This window comes from Morganella sp. B601 (assembly GCF_051172335.1).
Taxonomy (GTDB): Bacteria; Pseudomonadota; Gammaproteobacteria; order Enterobacterales; family Enterobacteriaceae; genus Morganella; species Morganella morganii.
The window spans coordinates 55242-73221 of the sequence record NZ_JBPIZE010000003.1 but is presented as its reverse complement, the minus strand read 5'-3'; the positions used below and the strand labels follow the sequence as shown (position 1 = coordinate 73221).

17 protein-coding genes are annotated in these 17980 nt (G+C 50.4%); 5 read left to right on the top strand and 12 right to left on the bottom strand.

What is annotated here, in order from left to right:
- Positions 1-329: 329 nt before the first annotated feature.
- Complete coding sequence (putP, locus tag ACSBQN_RS08820; RefSeq protein WP_024473836.1) at positions 330-1817, top strand: sodium/proline symporter PutP; 1488 nt, start codon at positions 330-332, stop codon at positions 1815-1817.
- A gap of 48 nt (positions 1818-1865) precedes the next feature.
- On the opposite strand, the gene cycA is transcribed toward putP, so the two are convergent.
- On the bottom strand, positions 1866-3263 hold the full coding sequence (cycA, locus tag ACSBQN_RS08815; RefSeq protein ID WP_024473835.1) for a D-serine/D-alanine/glycine transporter: 1398 nt from the start codon (positions 3261-3263) through the stop codon (positions 1866-1868).
- A 348-nt stretch (positions 3264-3611) separates the two neighbouring features.
- On the opposite strand from cycA, the gene ACSBQN_RS08810 reads away from it, so the two are divergent.
- Complete coding sequence (locus ACSBQN_RS08810) at positions 3612-4238, top strand: hypothetical protein (protein WP_036407556.1); 627 nt, start codon at positions 3612-3614, stop codon at positions 4236-4238.
- Between the two features lie 73 nt (positions 4239-4311).
- Here the strand turns inward: ACSBQN_RS08810 and ACSBQN_RS08805 are convergent, their stop codons facing one another.
- The 3 genes from ACSBQN_RS08805 to ACSBQN_RS08795 all read right to left on the bottom strand — a co-directional run bounded on the left by ACSBQN_RS08805 (position 4312) and on the right by ACSBQN_RS08795 (position 7081).
- Positions 4312-4605: a DUF1883 domain-containing protein gene (locus tag ACSBQN_RS08805; RefSeq protein WP_036406916.1), complete on the bottom strand. Its 294-nt coding sequence runs from the start codon at positions 4603-4605 to the stop codon at positions 4312-4314.
- Positions 4606-4692: 87 nt separating this feature from the next.
- The gene (locus ACSBQN_RS08800; RefSeq protein WP_337137233.1) at positions 4693-5241 is read right to left on the bottom strand and encodes a hypothetical protein; all 549 of its coding nucleotides are present in this window, start codon (positions 5239-5241) and stop codon (positions 4693-4695) included.
- 307 nt (positions 5242-5548) lie between these two features.
- A complete protein-coding gene (locus ACSBQN_RS08795) occupies positions 5549-7081 on the bottom strand; it encodes a phosphoethanolamine transferase (protein ID WP_214168055.1) in 1533 nt (510 codons plus the stop codon).
- A 305-nt stretch (positions 7082-7386) separates the two neighbouring features.
- On the opposite strand from ACSBQN_RS08795, the gene ACSBQN_RS08790 reads away from it, so the two are divergent.
- Positions 7387-7800, top strand: coding sequence for a putative signal transducing protein (locus ACSBQN_RS08790; protein ID WP_024473829.1), 414 nt, complete (start codon positions 7387-7389; stop codon positions 7798-7800).
- A 38-nt stretch (positions 7801-7838) separates the two neighbouring features.
- Here ACSBQN_RS08790 and ACSBQN_RS08785 read toward each other — a convergent pair whose 3' ends face one another.
- Positions 7839-9173, bottom strand: a complete 1335-nt coding sequence (locus ACSBQN_RS08785; protein ID WP_024473828.1) for an NCS2 family permease — start codon at positions 9171-9173, stop codon at positions 7839-7841.
- 221 nt (positions 9174-9394) lie between these two features.
- Between ACSBQN_RS08785 and adeD the strand changes: the two genes are divergently transcribed.
- A complete protein-coding gene (adeD, locus tag ACSBQN_RS08780; RefSeq protein WP_036406905.1) occupies positions 9395-11161 on the top strand; it encodes an adenine deaminase in 1767 nt (588 codons plus the stop codon).
- Between the two features lie 59 nt (positions 11162-11220).
- Here the strand turns inward: adeD and ACSBQN_RS08775 are convergent, their stop codons facing one another.
- The 7 genes from ACSBQN_RS08775 to ACSBQN_RS08745 all read right to left on the bottom strand — a co-directional run bounded on the left by ACSBQN_RS08775 (position 11221) and on the right by ACSBQN_RS08745 (position 16582).
- The gene (locus ACSBQN_RS08775; protein ID WP_004240079.1) at positions 11221-11943 is read right to left on the bottom strand and encodes an amino acid ABC transporter ATP-binding protein; all 723 of its coding nucleotides are present in this window, start codon (positions 11941-11943) and stop codon (positions 11221-11223) included.
- A complete protein-coding gene (locus tag ACSBQN_RS08770) occupies positions 11930-12694 on the bottom strand; it encodes an amino acid ABC transporter permease (protein ID WP_004240080.1) in 765 nt (254 codons plus the stop codon). Before ACSBQN_RS08770 ends, ACSBQN_RS08775 begins: the two co-directional genes overlap by 14 nt.
- Before the next feature lie 68 nt (positions 12695-12762).
- Positions 12763-13530 (bottom strand): basic amino acid ABC transporter substrate-binding protein, encoded by a 768-nt coding sequence (locus ACSBQN_RS08765; RefSeq protein ID WP_024473826.1) that lies wholly within the window; start codon positions 13528-13530, stop codon positions 12763-12765.
- Between the two features lie 206 nt (positions 13531-13736).
- Positions 13737-14321, bottom strand: a complete 585-nt coding sequence (locus ACSBQN_RS08760; RefSeq protein WP_024473825.1) for a hypothetical protein — start codon at positions 14319-14321, stop codon at positions 13737-13739.
- Positions 14321-15247 carry a phosphatidate cytidylyltransferase gene (locus tag ACSBQN_RS08755; RefSeq protein WP_024473824.1) on the bottom strand — a complete coding sequence of 309 codons (927 nt, stop codon included), beginning with the start codon at positions 15245-15247 and terminating at the stop codon, positions 14321-14323. The genes ACSBQN_RS08760 and ACSBQN_RS08755 overlap by 1 nt, the downstream gene beginning before the upstream one ends.
- Positions 15237-15914 carry a lysophospholipid acyltransferase family protein gene (locus ACSBQN_RS08750; RefSeq protein ID WP_024473823.1) on the bottom strand — a complete coding sequence of 226 codons (678 nt, stop codon included), beginning with the start codon at positions 15912-15914 and terminating at the stop codon, positions 15237-15239. The genes ACSBQN_RS08755 and ACSBQN_RS08750 overlap by 11 nt, the downstream gene beginning before the upstream one ends.
- Positions 15911-16582: a CDP-alcohol phosphatidyltransferase family protein gene (locus ACSBQN_RS08745; protein ID WP_024473822.1), complete on the bottom strand. Its 672-nt coding sequence runs from the start codon at positions 16580-16582 to the stop codon at positions 15911-15913. The genes ACSBQN_RS08750 and ACSBQN_RS08745 overlap by 4 nt, the downstream gene beginning before the upstream one ends.
- Before the next feature lie 208 nt (positions 16583-16790).
- Here ACSBQN_RS08745 and metC point away from each other — a divergent pair, with 208 nt between their 5' ends.
- Positions 16791-17972, top strand: coding sequence for a cystathionine beta-lyase (gene metC, locus ACSBQN_RS08740; RefSeq protein WP_024473821.1), 1182 nt, complete (start codon positions 16791-16793; stop codon positions 17970-17972).
- The last annotated feature ends 8 nt before the right edge of the window (positions 17973-17980 follow it).

The window sequence follows — 17980 nt, the reverse complement described above, 5'->3', positions numbered from 1 at the left end:
GTTTTAGGGCGTATAATGATTAAATCAGGTGATTAACCGCATCACTTTCTGATGACATATCCCGTGATAAAAATCACAAATCTTCACTTTAGTATCGTTAATTAATTGTTGTTTTATTGTTGTTGTCGTTACTATCGGGCTGAACACAACTCATCACAGATTTAACAAATAATGATAATTGACGGGGCATTGTCTGTGCAGACCAGGGATGGCTGAGGCGATGTGCAACACAGTAACACCGGTGTGACGCGCATCCTGTACAGCGATTGGTACACGCAATGCTGATACGTGACGGACTATAAATTCAGTACAGGAACTTAATTATGACAATGACGCTGACCACGCCGCTGATTGTGACATTTATTGTCTATATCGCCGGGATGCTGTTCATCGGCTATATGGCCTATCGCTCCACCAATAACTTCGACGACTATATTCTCGGCGGCCGCCGGATGGGCAGTTTTGTGACTGCATTATCCGCCGGTGCATCCGACATGAGCGGCTGGCTGCTGATGGGATTACCGGGTGTGGTTTTCTTCTCCGGTATTTCCGAATCCTGGATTGCTATCGGCCTGTGTATCGGTGCCTGGCTTAACTGGCGGATTGTTGCCGGTCGTCTGCGCCTTCAGACGGAAGTCAACCATGCGCTGACGCTGCCGGATTACTTCACGCAGCGTTTTGAGGATAAAAGCCGTGTTCTGCGGATTGTCTCCGCAGCCGTGATCCTGATTTTCTTCACTATTTACTGTGCTTCCGGCATCGTGGCCGGTGGTCTGCTGTTTGAAAGCACCTTCGGTATCAGTTATGAAAAAGCTATGTGGCTCGGTGCAGGGGCAACTATTGCCTATACCTTCCTCGGCGGGTTCCTGGCGGTAAGCTGGACAGATACCGTGCAGGCGACACTGATGATTTTCGCCCTGATCCTGACACCGGTTATGGTGATTGTGTCTGTCGGCGGGTTTGATACAGCGCTGGCAATTATCGAAGCGAAAAGCCCTGCGTATGTGGATATGTTCCGCGGGCTGGATATTGTCGCGATTATCTCCCTGCTGGGCTGGGGACTGGGCTATTTCGGGCAGCCGCATATCCTGGCGCGTTTTATGGCGGCGGATTCTCATCACACCATCCGCAGTGCACGCCGTATCAGTATGACCTGGATGATCCTCTGCCTTGCGGGAACCATTTGTGTCGGTTTCTTCGGTATTGCCTTCTTCCAGCAAAACCCGGAACTGGCGGGCTCGGTGACTGAAAACCGTGAGCGGATTTTCATGAGCCTGACCTCTATCTTATTTAATCCGTGGATTGCCGGTATTCTGCTCTCTGCCATCCTGGCAGCGGTCATGAGTACCCTGAGCTGTCAGTTGCTGGTCAGTGCCAGTGCCCTGACGGAAGATATCTACAAACCGTTTTTCCGTAAGAATGCCTCACAGAAAGAGATGGTGCTGGTCGGGCGCATTATGGTGCTGGTGATTGCGGCGATCGCTATCTACATTGCGATGGATAAAAACAACAAAGTGCTGGGGCTGGTCAGTAACGCATGGGCCGGGTTCGGCGCAGCATTCGGGCCGGTTATCCTGTTCTCTGTTATCTGGAAGCGGATGACCCGTAACGGCGCACTGGCGGGGATGTTTACCGGCGCGGTGACGGTTCTTATCTGGATAGAATATAAGTGGTTTAATTTATATGAAATTATTCCGGGCTTTATTCTGGCCGGTATTGCGATTGTGGTGGTCAGCCTGGCAGGCCGTGAACCGGACAAATCAGTTCAGGGACGTTTCACTGAGGCGGAAGACCGTTACCTCGGACGGACTGAGTAACAGAGTATAAAAATAAAAATCCCGGGTTATCCCGGGATTTTTTGTCCGTTACTTTTGTGCCTGTGCAAGGCGGTGCTTTCTGACATTCCGGTAACCGACTGCCAGCAGGATGAACCATAACGGCGTGGCAAGCAGCGCCTGGCGGGTATCGGTCTCCAGTGTCAGCAGCACAATCACAAAGGCAAAGAAGGACAGACACACCCACGGGATCCAACTGCCGAACGGCACTTTATAGACTGATGCAGCATGCAGCTCAGGACGACGGCGGCGGAACATAATGTAGCTGTACAGGATCATGCTCCAGATAAACATAAACAGGATAGCGGATACTGTTGTTACCAGGGTAAACACATGCATCACATCAGGGATAAAGTAGAGCAGAATCACCCCGACAGACAAACAGATGCAGGTGAAAATCAGTCCGGTGGCCGGTACTGCCTGTTTTGACAGACGGCAGAATTGTTTTGGTGCGCTGCCTTGTTTGGCTAACCCGAACAGCATCCGGCTGGTGGAGAACACACCGCTGTTTGCAGAGGACGCTGCGGCTGTCAGCACCACAAAGTTCACCAGACTCGCTGCCGCCGGAACGCCGATCATAACAAACAGTTCCACGAACGGGCTTTTATCTGCCGGAATGAAGCGCCACGGCGTGACAGACATAATAATAATCAGCGCCAGCACATAAAATGCAATAATCCGGAACGGAATGGCATTAATGGCCCGCGGCAGGGATTTCACCGGGTCACGGGTTTCCGCTGCGGCAGTACCCACCAGCTCGATACCGACAAAGGCAAAAATGGCTATCTGGAACCCGGCAAAGAATCCGATTATCCCTTTCGGGAACATACCTCCGTCGGACCAGATATTGGATAACGCCGCCTCATGTCCTTCCGGTGAAACAAAATGTGTGCCGATAAGAATGCCGCCGATAATAACCAGTGCCACAATCGCGACAATTTTTATCATGGAAAACCAGAATTCCATTTCGCCGAATAATTTCACTGTTGCCAGGTTCAGGGACAGTAACAGCAAAATACAGAGCAGCGAGCTGACCCAGCGCGGAAAATCCGGTGCCCAGTGCATGATATAGCCGGTAATAGCCACCACATCGGCAATACCGGTTATTACCCAGCAGAACCAGTACGTCCAGCCGACAAAAAAACCGGCCCACGGGCCAATCAGGTCACCGGCAAAATCACTGAACGATTTATAATTCAGGTTTGACAGCAGGATTTCGCCCATTGCCCGCATGACAAAGAATAAGACAAACCCGATGATCATATAGACAAATAATACCGAAGGGCCTGCCAGTGAAATCGTTTTACCGGAGCCCATAAATAACCCGGTGCCGATTGCCCCGCTGATGGAAATCAGCTGAATATGCCGGTTGGTTAAACTGCGTTTGAGTTCGCCGCGTGGCGGCGTGGCAGGCGTTTTTTCGTCCATAAACAAATCCGTTAAGCTAAAAAATAACCATTATTTTTATTCATTAAAAAATGGTGCTGTAAGCGAATAGTGTGACACATTTCTCAGAATGAGTAACGCGGAATTTTCCGTTAAATTCATGGGGTTGGTGTGTAATATAGCCTGCAGGCTATTGTTTCGCATTAGTTTTTTTATGGGTGAAAATAATGTCACGCTGGTTTACGAAACATCAGAAAAGGACATTTTTTGCAGTAACATTAATAAGAAAACCCAAACCGGTGGTTACGGGTCAGAATAGTATATTTTGGGGATTTTCCGGTTATACTGGTGATATATTTCAGGGGTGTTTTTTATTGCGGAATGGTATTTATGGACAAAAAAACACAGGGAACGACGATGAATTACCAGGTTGTCCCTTTTTGGATCTATTCAGGAAGAGTTGCCTTTTTTATATTATTTGCGGTGCTTACCGGTTTTTGGGGCATGAATGCGTTTCTGCTTTATTTGTTATTTCACGGAATTGTCTGGCAACTGGTGGTTTCTCTCCGTTTACATACATTAAAAGAGAAGGGACTGGTTTCCCGCAGCCATGATATCAGCCACTGGATAGTGTATGTTTACAGCATACCGGTGAAAGAAGAGCGGGCGATTTTAAAAAATCCGTGTTTTGCACTTGAACAAAATATGAAGGATTTTTTCTTCCGCCTGCTGTTACTGAAAGGTATCACTCAACTGGGTTTTATTGCGCTGTTACTGGTTCAGTATATCCGGACAGATGCGGATATTTTCAGCCTGACCACACTGTTTGCGGGATTATCCGCCGTTATTATAGCCGTCATGCTTTACCGGACCGGTCTGCTTATCCGTGCATTATCAGCTAATGCGTTTTATACGGAAAAACTGCAGTCAGAAAGTGGTTCTTTCTGGTATCAGCTCTGTTTTATTTCACATGGCTCAGTGAAAACGGCAGGGCTGGATAAATTACTGGCAATATAAAACGATCCCCGTAGTGCATATTATCTGCGGGGAATTTTCCGGACTGATATTATTCCGCTGACGGAACCACGGGTTATTTTTTGGCAATCGCCTTATCAGCGCGCGGCTCGATGGTAATGGAATGCTCAACCGTCAGTGCCCCTTCCTCAATATCCAGGGTAATATTCCAGTCCGCATCAAACGATACCACCATTCTGGCCGGAAGCTCATGGAAGAAACCACTGCCGCCATGTGTCCGGAACGGCATGCCTTTGCGGTACTGATTAAAATTCATTTTGGTCATCATTAAAACATTGCACGGACGACCGCAATCCACCACCACCGTATCACCTGCTGTCAGGTACATTCTTTTATGTAAAAACGGCATGATAACACTCCTGTTTTTATTTCCCCGGGAAGAATGATCATTATCTGTTACGTATTATTACGCAGATGCAATCTGTACCGGATCATATTAAGGATAATAGGCATTGACCAGCATACACGGTTGCAGAGCAATAACCTTTTTCTGCTCTTCTGATAATGTGTGTGTTTCCAGCCAGCGGGCTTTGTGTCTCTCAAAGTCAGGGGATTCACCCAGATACAGTGCCAGAAGATAATTAAAATCCCGGACATTACTTTGCTCAAATACAGAAATGACATCCCGGTAACACATATTATGAGGCAATTTAATGCGTTCGGTTAACATGCACTCCATCAGTTTCAGCGACGGAACACCGGTATTCTGATAAACGATTTTCAGTTGTGTGATCGCTTTTTCATAGCGGCTGTCCACGATCAGTAAATCGCTGTAGAGCTCGCGCAGTGCAATATCATCTGGGTACTGACGGATCAGGGTATCAAACTGATCCAGCGCTTTTTCCTTCCCCTCATCCGTTTTGCTGCCGGAGTATTTAATAACATACGACATAGCCTGATCTTTCGGGGCAAGTTCTGTATTTGTATAAGCATAGGATGTAAACGGAAAACTCAGCATCCGGGCCAGAAATATCCAATTCTTCATGGAAATACGGTTCCCTGTATATTTACCGTGTGGCGACTGTAACACAAGAGTCACAGTGATAATTTAGGATGTTTACGAAAAACAGGGGTAGTATCTGCCGGGCCGGTTAAACAAAAATACAATGAGCCAGCGGGTCAGCCGGAGGGAACAATAAACGTTTATGATATCTGGTGATTTACAGAATAATCTTATGAATTGACTAGCTGCGTAAATTTTACATCAGTTACCGGTGATGTAAATAATATAGTCAACAGGCAGGAAATAAAAATGACCTGTTGACTATGTTAACTAACATATAGTGGATTATTTAATTTTCTTCAAGATAGAAATGAAAGGGAACGGAATAATCCTCTGCGGAAAGAATCCGGTCATTGTTTTTTTCAGATTCAACAACTTTCTGATTTAATGAATATCCGAGTAGTTCAGATAATATATATTTATTCATCAGCCCGCTCAGCCAGCCATCCTGATTCCGGTATTTTTCAATAAACTGACAATCAAAAGACGAATTGGCAGATTTATACAGGAACGGGATCATAAATTGCTCAGATCCTGTAGTAAAACCATGGCCTTTACCGATTAATTCACCATGATCGGATGTATATATCAGGGTATAGTCATCTGCCGCCGCAGTGATTTCATCATAAAGATGCCCCATGACCCGGTCGGTATAGCGGATTGTCCGGTCATAGTCATCACTGAACTGGTTTTTTTCTGTTTCTGTATAATTAGCGTAAGGTTTATGACTGCCCAGTAAATGAACAATAATAAATTTATATTCTTCCGGCTCTGACAGTGCTTTTTTCAATAGACCCGGCAATGCCATATCATTATCTTCGTCAACTGTAATAACATCACTTTTGTTGGCGATAAAACCATATTTAGATCCGTGAACGCCAAATACAGGCTGCGCACCCAGCCAGTAGGTCTTGTATCCCTGATCCTGCGCCATTTCAATAATTGACTTTTCCCGGAATAAATTTTCTTCACTTTCAGGGGTATAAAATGATAGTGACAATGAAATTGAATTCCGGGTAATCGGGGCGGATGAATGAACTTTTTCAGTAACACAGGAACCTGAACCGGTAAATATTCTTTCCATTTCGGGTGTGGTTTCGCCGGGATATCCGTAGATATGATACCGTGAAGGTGAAGATGATTCACCGATAACAAAAACGATAACTTTATTTTCTGGTTTATTACCGGCGATAACTGCATTGTTCAGTTTCCGGTCAGTATACTCTTCAGCATACCGGTCATTACTGACAGCGGCACCGGCAATATATAAAAGGTTACCGGCAACCACCGGAAACTTATCCCGCAGATACCTGCCCGGTTCATAAGGATCTTCCCGGAACGAAAGCATCAGGATCCGGTGATCAGCAATTGCTTCTCTGACCAGTGAAATCAGTAAAAATACACAGACGATAAGTGGTGATATTTTAAACCAGCGGGGTAATACCAGTGTTTTTTTCCTGAAAAAAATGGTAATCAGCAGGCTGACGGCTATGGCGGGCAGTAAAATTGAAAAAATATAATGCCCGAGCATAGCAGAAGCTTCGGAACTGTTTGTTTCCATTCCTGAATCGATAACACCGGTAGATATTTTTTCATGAAATTCAGCAAAGTAGGCTACTTCAAGCGAGAATATCAGCGTGATGATAAATCCGGTAATGACTGAGTACCATTTTGTATTGTTTAACAGGATAAATGTGCACAAAAACAAAGCTAATGTGGCTAAATGAGGTGCAGTAGAATCACGCTTGTAAATGAATGTATTTACAAGATAGCTCATAATTATGAGTGCTATCATGATTACCGGATATTTATATTTTTTCATTATGATTTTAGCATTAATATGACTATAAAAAGATACAGCACTAAATGCTAAAGGATATTTTCAGCTAATACAATAGCTGCAAAAAACGAACTTCATCTTTCATTAATAAAAAATTATTTTTCCGGAGATTGATATTGCCGGTGTCATAATCAGGAGAGGTTAACGTTTTTATATATCGACGTAATGGCTTATATTGATTTAAAGTGTTATTACGCGCTGACACCGGCCGGAATCCGGAAATCTGCCGCATACCGCACATCTGAATCCCGGCTGCTCAGTCAGGGCAGCCGACCGAAGGAGGTATTATGTGGAATATACACCCGACACGCAGCCGCTATGCATTACTGGCTCAGTATCTGTCGCCGCTGGATGCCAGGATTGAAGCCGGATTGCTGGAATCCGAAGGGATTGAGGTGATGCTGCTGGATGAAAATATTGTCTGGAATAACCAGATGTATGCTCAGGCTGTCGGCGGTGTGAAGCTGCTGGTTAATCAGGACGAGTTAACCAGAGCACAGGAGATTCTGGCGGATTATCATCACGGAGATTTCGGAATTAATGAGGAAGGGGAACCGGCGGCAGCGGATCCGGAACCGGTGACTGAAAACAGTACAGAAGATTATGTCAATATAGGGTTTGTGTTTCTTATTTTTCTGACGCTCGGCCTCGCTATTCCATTTAAAGCGCTGCATCATCGTTTTAAAGAGAAAGCAAAATAATGTCCGGATGACGGGAAACCCGCCATCCGGCAGAAACATCAGTGGTCGACAAACACAAACTTCAGCACAAACAGCAGGGCAACCAGAATCACACACGGATTCAGCTCTTTCCAGCGCCCGGTCCCCAGCTTCATCACAGAGTAAGAGATAAAACCAAGCGCAATACCGTCTGTGATGGAGAAACTGAACGGCATCATAATCGCGGTGATAAAGGCCGGTACTGCATCAGTCAGGTCATTCCAGTTGACCCGTGCCAGGCTCGATGTCATCAGCACCCCGACATAAATCAGCGCACCGGCGACCGCATAGGCAGGCACCATTCCGGCCAGCGGGGAGAGGAAAATCACCAGCAGGAACAGGATCCCGACCACCACGGCGGTCAGCCCTGTCCGGCCGCCGACAGAAACCCCCGAGGTACTTTCAATATACGCGGTGACAGATGATGTGCCGATAAAGCCGCCGATCACGGAGCTGACACTATCCACATACAAGGCTTTCTGCATATTCGGGAATTTACCGTCTTTATCTGCCAGCCCGGCTTTATCGGTTACCCCGATAAGGGTACCTGATGAGTCAAACAGGTTAACCAGCATAAACGAGAAAATAATCCCTGACAGCCCGATATTAAAGGCACCGGCCACATCCACTTTGCCCAGCACGCTGGTAACATCCGGCGGCATGGAGAAAACACCGTTGTAGGTGACATCCCCCAGCCCCCAGCCAATCAGCGTGGTGACCACAATGGAGATCAGCACCGCTGCGTGAATACGGCGGGAGGCCAGAATGGTGATAATAAAAAAGCCCAGTGCGCCGAGCCAGACGGAGTGAGAGGTCAGATCCCCCATGGAGACCAGCGTGGCCGGATTCGCCACAACCAGGCCGATATTTTTCAGCCCCATCATAGCGATAAACAGCCCGATACCACTGGTGATCCCCACCCGCAGACTCAGCGGGATATTGGCTATCATCCAGTAGCGGATGCGGAAGACCGTCAGCAGCAGCATGCCGAGTGCACCCCAGAAGATAGCCCCCATCCCTATTTGCCAGGAGTAACCCATGGCGCTGACCACACCGAAAGCAAAAAAGGCGTTCAGCCCCATTGCCGGTGCCAGTGCGACCGGCAGATTTGCCAGACAACCCATCAGAATACAGCCGAATGCCGCAATCAGACAGGTGGTGACGAAGACAGCCTGTGTATCCATCCCGGCAGCGCCGAGGATTTGCGGGTTAACAAAAATGATATACACCATAGTAAGAAAGGTGGTTATACCGGCGATAACTTCGGTTCGTGCCGTGGTACCGTGTGCCTGTAAACGGAATAAACGTCCCAGTACACCTGTTTCCCGGATGGTTTCCGGTGTTTGACTATCCATTTTATGCTCCTGTCTCCCGGGGAAAAGATAACTGGTCTGATAAATGCATAATCAATGCCAGCATCGTAATGACATTCCGTGAGAAACCGTAATCATCCGGTTGTGCCGCAATAATTTGTAACAGTTGCGGCGGGGATCACCTTTATTCCGGTACACCTCACAGGACAGAGAGAACACCGCGAATTCACATTATCAATGTGAGAGAAAAACAGGGGACAGTGATGAACAGTGAGAAAAATAAGCGCACCTGCACGCGCAGCCGTGAAGAAATGACAACACTCCTCGCCGTGGCCCGCAGTGAGGCACCGGCGGATTATCGTATTGATAATGTCCGGATTCTGGATCTGATTAACGGTGGTGAATTTCCGGGCCCGGTGGTGATAAGCGGAAATGCCATCGCCGGTGTCGGTACGGTGTATAAGGATGCACCGGCGCATCAGGTTATCGACGGTAAAAATGCGGTGGTCGTACCCGGATTTATTGACGCACATCTGCATATTGAATCCAGCATGATGACCCCGGTCACCTTTGAGAGTGCCACGCTGCCGCTGGGAGTCACGACCATTGTGTGTGATCCGCATGAAATCGTGAACGTCATGGGGGAAGAGGGGATTGAGTGGTTTCTGCGCTGCGCGGAACAGGCACAGCAGAATCAGTTTGTTCAGGTGAGTTCCTGTGTGCCGGCATTACCGGGCAGTGATGTGAACGGCGCAGATTTCCCGCTGGCAGAGATGCTGAAATACAAGGATCATCCCCATGTGCCGGGACTGGCGGAGATGATGAATTTCCCGGCGGTGATTGCCGGTGAGGCGGAAACGCTTGATAAACTGGATGCATTCCGTGGTATGACGCTGGATGGTCACTGCCCGATGGTCACCGGGAAAGACCTCAACGGCTATATTGCCGGGGGGATTGAAAACTGCCACGAATCGCACCGTTATGAGGAAGGGCTGGAAAAACTGGCGCTGGGAATGGCGCTGATGATCCGCGAAGGGTCGGCGGCACGGAATCTGGATGCGCTGGCACCGCTTATCACGGCGATGAGCAGCCCGCAGTGTCTGTTATGCACCGATGACCGTAATCCGTGGGAAATCATTCATGAGGGGCATATGAATGCGCTGGTGTATCGTCTGATTAACCAGCATCAGATTCCGGTACATATTGCTTACCGTGTTGCCAGCTGGTCCGCGGCCCGGCATTTCGGGCTGAAAAACCTCGGGCTGGTGGCGCCGGGGAAACAGGCGGACCTGGTTCTGCTGCGGGATGAGAAAACGGTCGATATTCAGGCGGTTATGTGCGGCGGCCGCTGGGTGGATAAAGCGGCGCTGCTGCGTGAGCGGGAGGCTAAACAGGCAGCATCACGTCCGCCAATGCAGAATACCGTCCGCCGTCAGGCCGTGACAGCGCAGTCTCTTGCTTTTGTGCCGGTTGCCGGTCATGAATACCGCGCGATCAGTGTGATCCCGAATGAGCTGATCACCTGTGAGCAGCGGGTCAGCTGGGACGGACTCCGCTATGACCGTGATAATATCTGCTCGCTTGCGGTGATTGAGCGCTATGGCCGCCAGACACCACCGGCAACCGCATTGCTGCACAATTTCGGTCTGACGCGCGGGGCCCTGGCGTCAACGGTCAGCCACGACAGCCATAATATTGTTGTCGCCGGTATTGATCCGATGGATATGGCGCTGGCGGTGAATCAGCTGATTGCCGGTGGCGGCGGGATGTGTGTGGTTGCGGACGGCCGGGTGCTGAGCCATGCGACACTGCCGATTGCCGGGCTGATGAGTGATAAAACGGCGGATGAAATCGCCGCTGAAATTGAGTCGCTGAAAGCGGCCTGCCGCGACTGCGGGGTGATGCTGGATGAGCCGTTTATTCAGATGGCATTCCTGTCGCTGCCGGTGATCCCGACACTGAAACTCACCAGTCTCGGGTTATATGATGTGAATAAATTTGTTTTTACACACAGTGAATTAACGGCATAAACAGAAAAGGACAGGGACGTTTTGTCTCTGTCCTTAGTCACTATTCACTGCAGCAAAAACTACAGCACGCGGCTGAGAAACGCGGCGGTACGCGGGTTCTGAGGATGATTAAATATCTGCTCCGGTGTGCCGGACTCCTGAATAATCCCCTGATCGATAAAAAAGACACGGTCTGCCACTTCGCGGGCAAAATTCATCTCATGGGTCACAATCACCATTGTCATGCCTTCATGAGCCAGGGCTTTCATCACATTCAGTACTTCACCGACCAGCTCCGGGTCGAGCGCGGAAGTCGGTTCATCAAACAGCAGCACCGTCGGATCCATCGCCAGGGCACGGGCAATAGCTACGCGCTGCTGCTGACCGCCGGATAAACTCTCCGGCCAGGCATCAATTTTGTCCGGCAGACCGACTTTTTCCAGTAACCGCTCCGCTTTAAGCAGAGCATCGGCTTTTTTCAGTCCGGACACCATCAGCGGCGCCATGGTAATGTTATCCAGCACCGTCATATGCGGAAACAGATTGAAGCGCTGGAATACCATACCGGTATGTTCGCGCATTTTGTTCAGATCTGTTTTCGGATCACACACATCGGTGCCGTTTACCACAATCTCACCGGAATCCGGGCGTTCCAGGGCATTCAGGCAGCGCAGAAAGGTGCTTTTTCCGGAGCCGGACGGCCCTATCACACAGACAACTTCCTGCGGACGGATATCGCAGCTGATGCCGCGCAGTACATGGGTATTGCCGAATTTTTTCTGTAAATTATTAACGTGAATCACTTCTGCTCAACCTTCTTTCGGTGTATTGAACCAGCTGCGCCAGCAGGAATGTCAGCATCCAGTAAATAACGGAGATGACCAGGTATGGCTCCCAGTAAGTAGCATATGCGCCGGATACGGTCCGCGCGGCATATGCCAGGTCAGCAAGGCCGATAGCGGAGGCCAGGGAGGAATCTTTGACAATCGCGATCGCATTGTTACCCAGCGGCGGCAGAATACGGCGGAAAGCCTGCGGCAGGATCACTTTGCGCATGGTTTTTCCCCAGCTCATGCCCAGTGCGCGGGAGGCTTCTGTCTGACCGCGATCGACGGACTGAATCCCGGCGCGGAAAATCTCGGAAACATAAGCCCCGGCATTGAGTGTGATGGCAACAATACAGGAGAGAAATGCGCCGTACTCAGATCGCAGCATTCTGGCTGTGTCAGAGGTAATAATACCGCTGGTGACCATCAGACCGTCACGCGGGTTGATAAACAGCGGCACCAGTGCAAAGTGAACCACCATGATCTGTACAAACAGCGGCGTACCACGGAATGCACTGACATAAAACCGTACCGGATACTGCACAAAGAACAGCAGCAGCCATTTTGCCGGGCCGCGTTCGGCACGGGCTGTCCGGCCGAGGCCGAGCGTCAGTCCCCAGAGGGTCCCCAGGATGACGCAGATAATCGTACATTTTATTGTCATCAGCGCCCCGTCCATAAATAACGGAGCGTATTCTTCTATAATTTCCCAGCGGAAAGCTGACATAACATCCATCCTGAAAAAACAGATCAAACCCGCCGCAGGAGCGGGTTTTTAATCAGATAAATAATGAATTACTGCGCGGGCAGGGAAGGTACGTCGTTATCGAACCATTTCTGATAGATTTTGGCGTAAGTACCGTCGGCAATAATTTTTGCCAGACCACGGTTAATTTTTTCCTGTAATTCCGTATTACCTTTGGCGACCGCAATGCCGAAATACTGTTTTTCAAAATGATTGTCGTAAATCAGTTTAAATTTCTTATCCGGATGGGTTTTAATATAAAACTTCACGACACCGACATCGCCGACCGCCGCATCCACGCCGTCTTCATATAATTCCTGTAACAGCAGCGGAGTATTATCAAAGCGTTTGATGGCAGTGCTGGTCTTACCGAGCACATCAGAGACCACAATATCCCCGGTGCTGGAGTTCACCACACCGACATTATATTTACTCAGTTCAGATAATGCGCTGATCGGTGAATTTTCATTCACCACAATCGCCTGTTCTGCCGGGAAATACGGGGCGGAGAAATCCACCATTTGTTTGCGTTTATCGGTGATGGTAATACCGGAAATTAAAATATCGCGATCCCCGGCGGACAGTGTGGCGAAAATACCTTCCCACGGCGTGTTGATTAATTTGACATCAAAATCCTCGGCGGCAGCAACCGCTTTGATAATATCGATATCAAACCCTTCAAGTTGTTTCTCACTGTTTTCAAATTCAAACGGACGATAGGTACCGCCTGCACCGACCACATAGGTCTCTTTGGCCTGGCTTACCCCGGTGAATGCTAATAATGATAAACAGCCTGCAAAGACTAATTTTTTAAACATGACAACCTCATTTTTATGCGTGATTTTTAATTAAAAATACATAAATATTCATTTAATGGCAATAACTATTTAAAAATAAGCAGGGCAGCAGCAGATAATCAGCCTGCGGAGCAAAGCAGACAGAGTCTTATACGGGAAAGCGGGAAAAACAGAGCGGATGTGGCGGAACGTGCGGAGGTATGCGGTTCAGAATACACCGGCTGACATTAGCGGTGTGGTGCGTCACGGGTGAACCGCATCATTCCCCAGTAGTTGTTATGTGTTTTTTCTGTCATCCGCCAGCCGGATTGTTCCAGTGCGGGGCGCAGGGCGTGATTGATAATCCGGTGCGCCATGACCATTACCGCGCCATGTTCCTGCGCATAGCCGGAGAGGATTTGCGCGGCGCATTGTGCCCGTCCGCGCACCTGTGCCACAGAGGGAACGGATTTTCCGCCACCCGCCAGCCACAGCAGACGGAACGCCGTTACCCACCACATCGGCGGCAGTTTTACCGGCATCAGCAGTGCAGGAGAGAACAGGGGAAGTACCGCCTCATGCAGCTCGTCAACAATGGCGCGGGGTGTGATCCCGAGAACGTCCAGTGATGCAGTGGTACGGAACAGCGGGCTGGCTACCGGGAAATAACGGGATAACTCTTCTGAAGACAGGGATAACGGCGGAGCGGCCGGCGGGATAATCCCGCCCGCATCATACTCCGCCAGCCAGGCACGAAGGTCGCGCAGGGCCAGCGGTGTTTTTTTGTCCGGCGCCGGTTCACCGTGGCGGATCAGCAGAATTTCCTGAGTCATCAGGTATAAAAATATTTCAGCACATGGAAGAAGACCGGGGCCGCGAAGCAGAGGGAATCCAGTCTGTCCATCATGCCGCCGTGGCCTTCAATCATGGCACCGAAATCCTTGATCCCGCTGTCCCGCTTGATGGCGGACATACACAACCCGCCCGCGAAACCGGCCAGACAAATCATCAGTGAGAGCAGGAATGCCGCCCACGGGCTGAACGGTGTGGCCCACCACAGTGCCATACCGACACAGCTGGCACTGAGGATCCCGCCGATAAATCCTTCGACGGTTTTGTTCGGGCTGAGTTTCGGCACAATCGGGCGTTTGCCGAACAGTTTACCGAACACATATTGCAGCACGTCAGAAATCTGAACCACGATCATCAGAAACAGCAGCAGGTTGATATTATCCGTGAAATCCGGAATCGGCAGTACCAGCAACGCGGGGGCATAACTGAGGCAGTAAACCGCAATCATCACACTCCACTGGATTTTTGCCATGCGCTCCAGGAAGTGGCGGGTGTCGCCGGAAAGCACCATGCGGGTCGGGATAAACAGGAACGCATAGACGGGGATAAAGACCGCCAGCAGGTTATACCACTGAACACCGACCAGCACATACTGCACCGGCAGGATGATAAAGAAGCACCAGAACAGGGCACCGTGGTCGGCGCGGTGTGTCGGCGTCAGCGTGATAAGCTCACGCAGTGCCAGCAGGGACATAAAGGCAAACAGTACCACAGAGCCGATGGGCCCGATGCTGATAGCCACCGCGGCGATAATACACATCAGCCACCAGGCACGGATACGGGCATTCAGGTTACTGATAACAGAGGTGTTTCCCTTAACATGCTTCAGGATCAGGCCGATAACCGTTGCCACCGCCAGGAACCCGAACAGCCCGCTGAAGATCCAGAATAATTCATTATCTTTCATGATGTATTGCCTCTAACGCCTGGCGGGTCCGTACTAAAAAGTCTGCTTTGCTCTCTTCTTCCCCGGCCGGTTCAACCGGAGCACCGAATGTGGCGGTGCAGATAATCGGCACAATCAGCCGTGAGCCTTTCGGTAGAACGCGGTTGAGGTTTTCCAGATAGACCGGCACCAGCACCGCATCCGGGTTATTGCGGGATAAATGCCAGAGCCCGGCTTTGAAATCCTGAATCTTTTCACCGTCGCCGCGTGTGCCTTCCGGGAACAAAATCAGGGAATCTCCGGTATCGAGAACATTCTGCATCACATCCAGCGGATTCTCCGCCGGTGTGGTCTTCTGTAGTTCATCCTCTGTTGCCGGTTCGATTTTTTTACCGCGTGCGATCAGCACCGCACCAAAAATACGTTTGGCAATATAACGGCGGAACCCGGTTTTATCCCAGTAATCCTGCGCCGCCACCGGGTGAACGCGTTTTCGCGCCGCACTGGTCAGGCAGGACCAGATCACCAGTCCGTCAAGGTGACTGGAGTGGTTAGCATAATAAATACAGGGTTTACCTTCCGGCAGCGGGGCGTTCTGCTTTGCGCGGATCCCGGTCAGAAACCGGCATACCGACACCAGCAGCGCCGGGACAATTTTTTGATCCGGCGAAAACGTTTTACGGGTCATCCTTTATTATCCTTACGTAAATCAGCCATCAGTATGCGGGTACGGCGCACGGTGGTCCAGAGTGCGCCGAGGGTAATCACCCACAGTATGATAAGAAACAGCCACTGAGCCTGATACAGCGGGAGAAAACAGGCGGCAACGGCCCCTGCGGTCAGCAGCGCCATCCGGTGCTGTTTGGCCATCGGGCCGGAAAATTTCTGCGGCTGCTCACAACTGCCGCCGAGTACCCGGACATAGGCGGTCATCACTGCCATCAGCGCCGCCGCCCAGCCGAGCTGCGGGGCATAAGCGATAAAACCGGCCAGTCCGTAACCGGCACCGATGAGGATCAGGCTGTCCGAAACGCGATCCGGCAAATCGTTAAATACGGCACCAACAGGGCTGCGCAGGCCGCCTTCGACCGCCACCATACCGTCAAGCAGATTACAGATAAGCCGTCCCTGTACTATCAGTGCGGCCAGCAAAAACAGGATGATACGAAGTGCCGTTATTTCACAGTTCAGGGCACCGTAAAAGGCAGCAGCGGCAAGTAATGCACAGACTGAACTGGCAACAGATATACCGTTCGGGGTTGCACCGCGCTGTTGCAGCAGACGGGCGGCTGAGGTCGCCCAGCGGGTCTGCCGGGCTTTAATCGGACGTCGGTCCCTGATTTCTTCTGATTCCATATCCTTTCCGTTATGTGAAAATTAATCTGTTGATAATATAAGGTTTCGTAACTTATTAATAATAGTGATGCAGCAAAATTGCCAGATATTTCTTTACGCCACGGCCGGTGAGGATAACGGCATATCTTAGCTGAAAAGCTACTAAGGAAAGCTGCCGCCCTTATGGCAGGATAGCAGCATAACCAGGCAGACTATTATTGAGGTGATTATGTCAGAACATGCACGCCGCCCTTTGCGGACAGAAACCCGGCTGACACAGAGCGGCCGTAACCCCGCATCACAGCACGGATTTGTGAATACCCCGGTATACCGCGGCTCGACGGTGGTCTTCCCGACGTATGATGCCCTGATCAACCGCCGGGCGGAATTTCATTACGGTACTGACGGAACACCGACGATCGCGGCACTGGAAAATGCCTGGAGTGAACTGACCGGTGCGGCGGGTACGGTGTTATCCCCGTCCGGGCTGGGGGCGGTGACACTGGCGCTGCTGACCACCCTGAAAAGCGGCGATCATCTGCTGATGACAGATTCCGTTTATCACCCGACCCGGCAGTTATGCGGCGGTTTGCTGGCGAAGATGGGCATTACCACCACCTATTATGATCCGCTGATCGGCGCGGGGATTGAATCGCTGATCCGCCCGGAAACAACGGTGATTTTCCTTGAGTCCCCCGGCTCCCAGACATTTGAGGTGCAGGATGTTCCGGCGATCACCGCCGTGGCGAAACGCCATCATGTGACAACCGTTATTGATAACACCTGGGCGACCCCGCTTTTTTTCCGCGCTCATGAACACGGCTGTGATATCTCCCTGGAAGCCGGTACCAAATACCCCGGAGGTCATTCGGATGTGCTGATGGGGCTGATTTCCGCCAATGCACAGTGGTGGCCGGAACTGCGCAAAACCTATGACCAGATGGCGATGCTGCCCGGTGCTGAGGATTGCTTCCTTGTGCTGCGCGGTCTGCGTACACTGCATATCCGCCTGAAAGAAGCACAGCACCGGGCGCTGAAAGTCGCTGAGTGGCTGCAATCCCGTCCGGAGATCAGCAAAGTACTGCATCCGGCCTTCCCGGAATGTCCGGGGCATGAGATCTGGAAGCGGGATTTCACCGGCTCTTCCGGTCTGTTCTCGGTGGTTCTGAATGCGAAATACACCACAGACGACCTGGCGGCGATGCTCGACGGGCTGGATATTTTCGCGATGGGCTATTCCTGGGGGGGATTTGAGAGCCTGATAGTGCCGTTTGACTGCAGCCGTTACCGGACGGTCACTGACTGGCAGCCGGGCGGCCTGACAGTGCGCCTGCAAATCGGACTGGAAGACACGGAGGATTTGATTGCGGATTTGAACGCCGGATTTGAACGGCTGAATGCCGCACACTGATAAAAAAC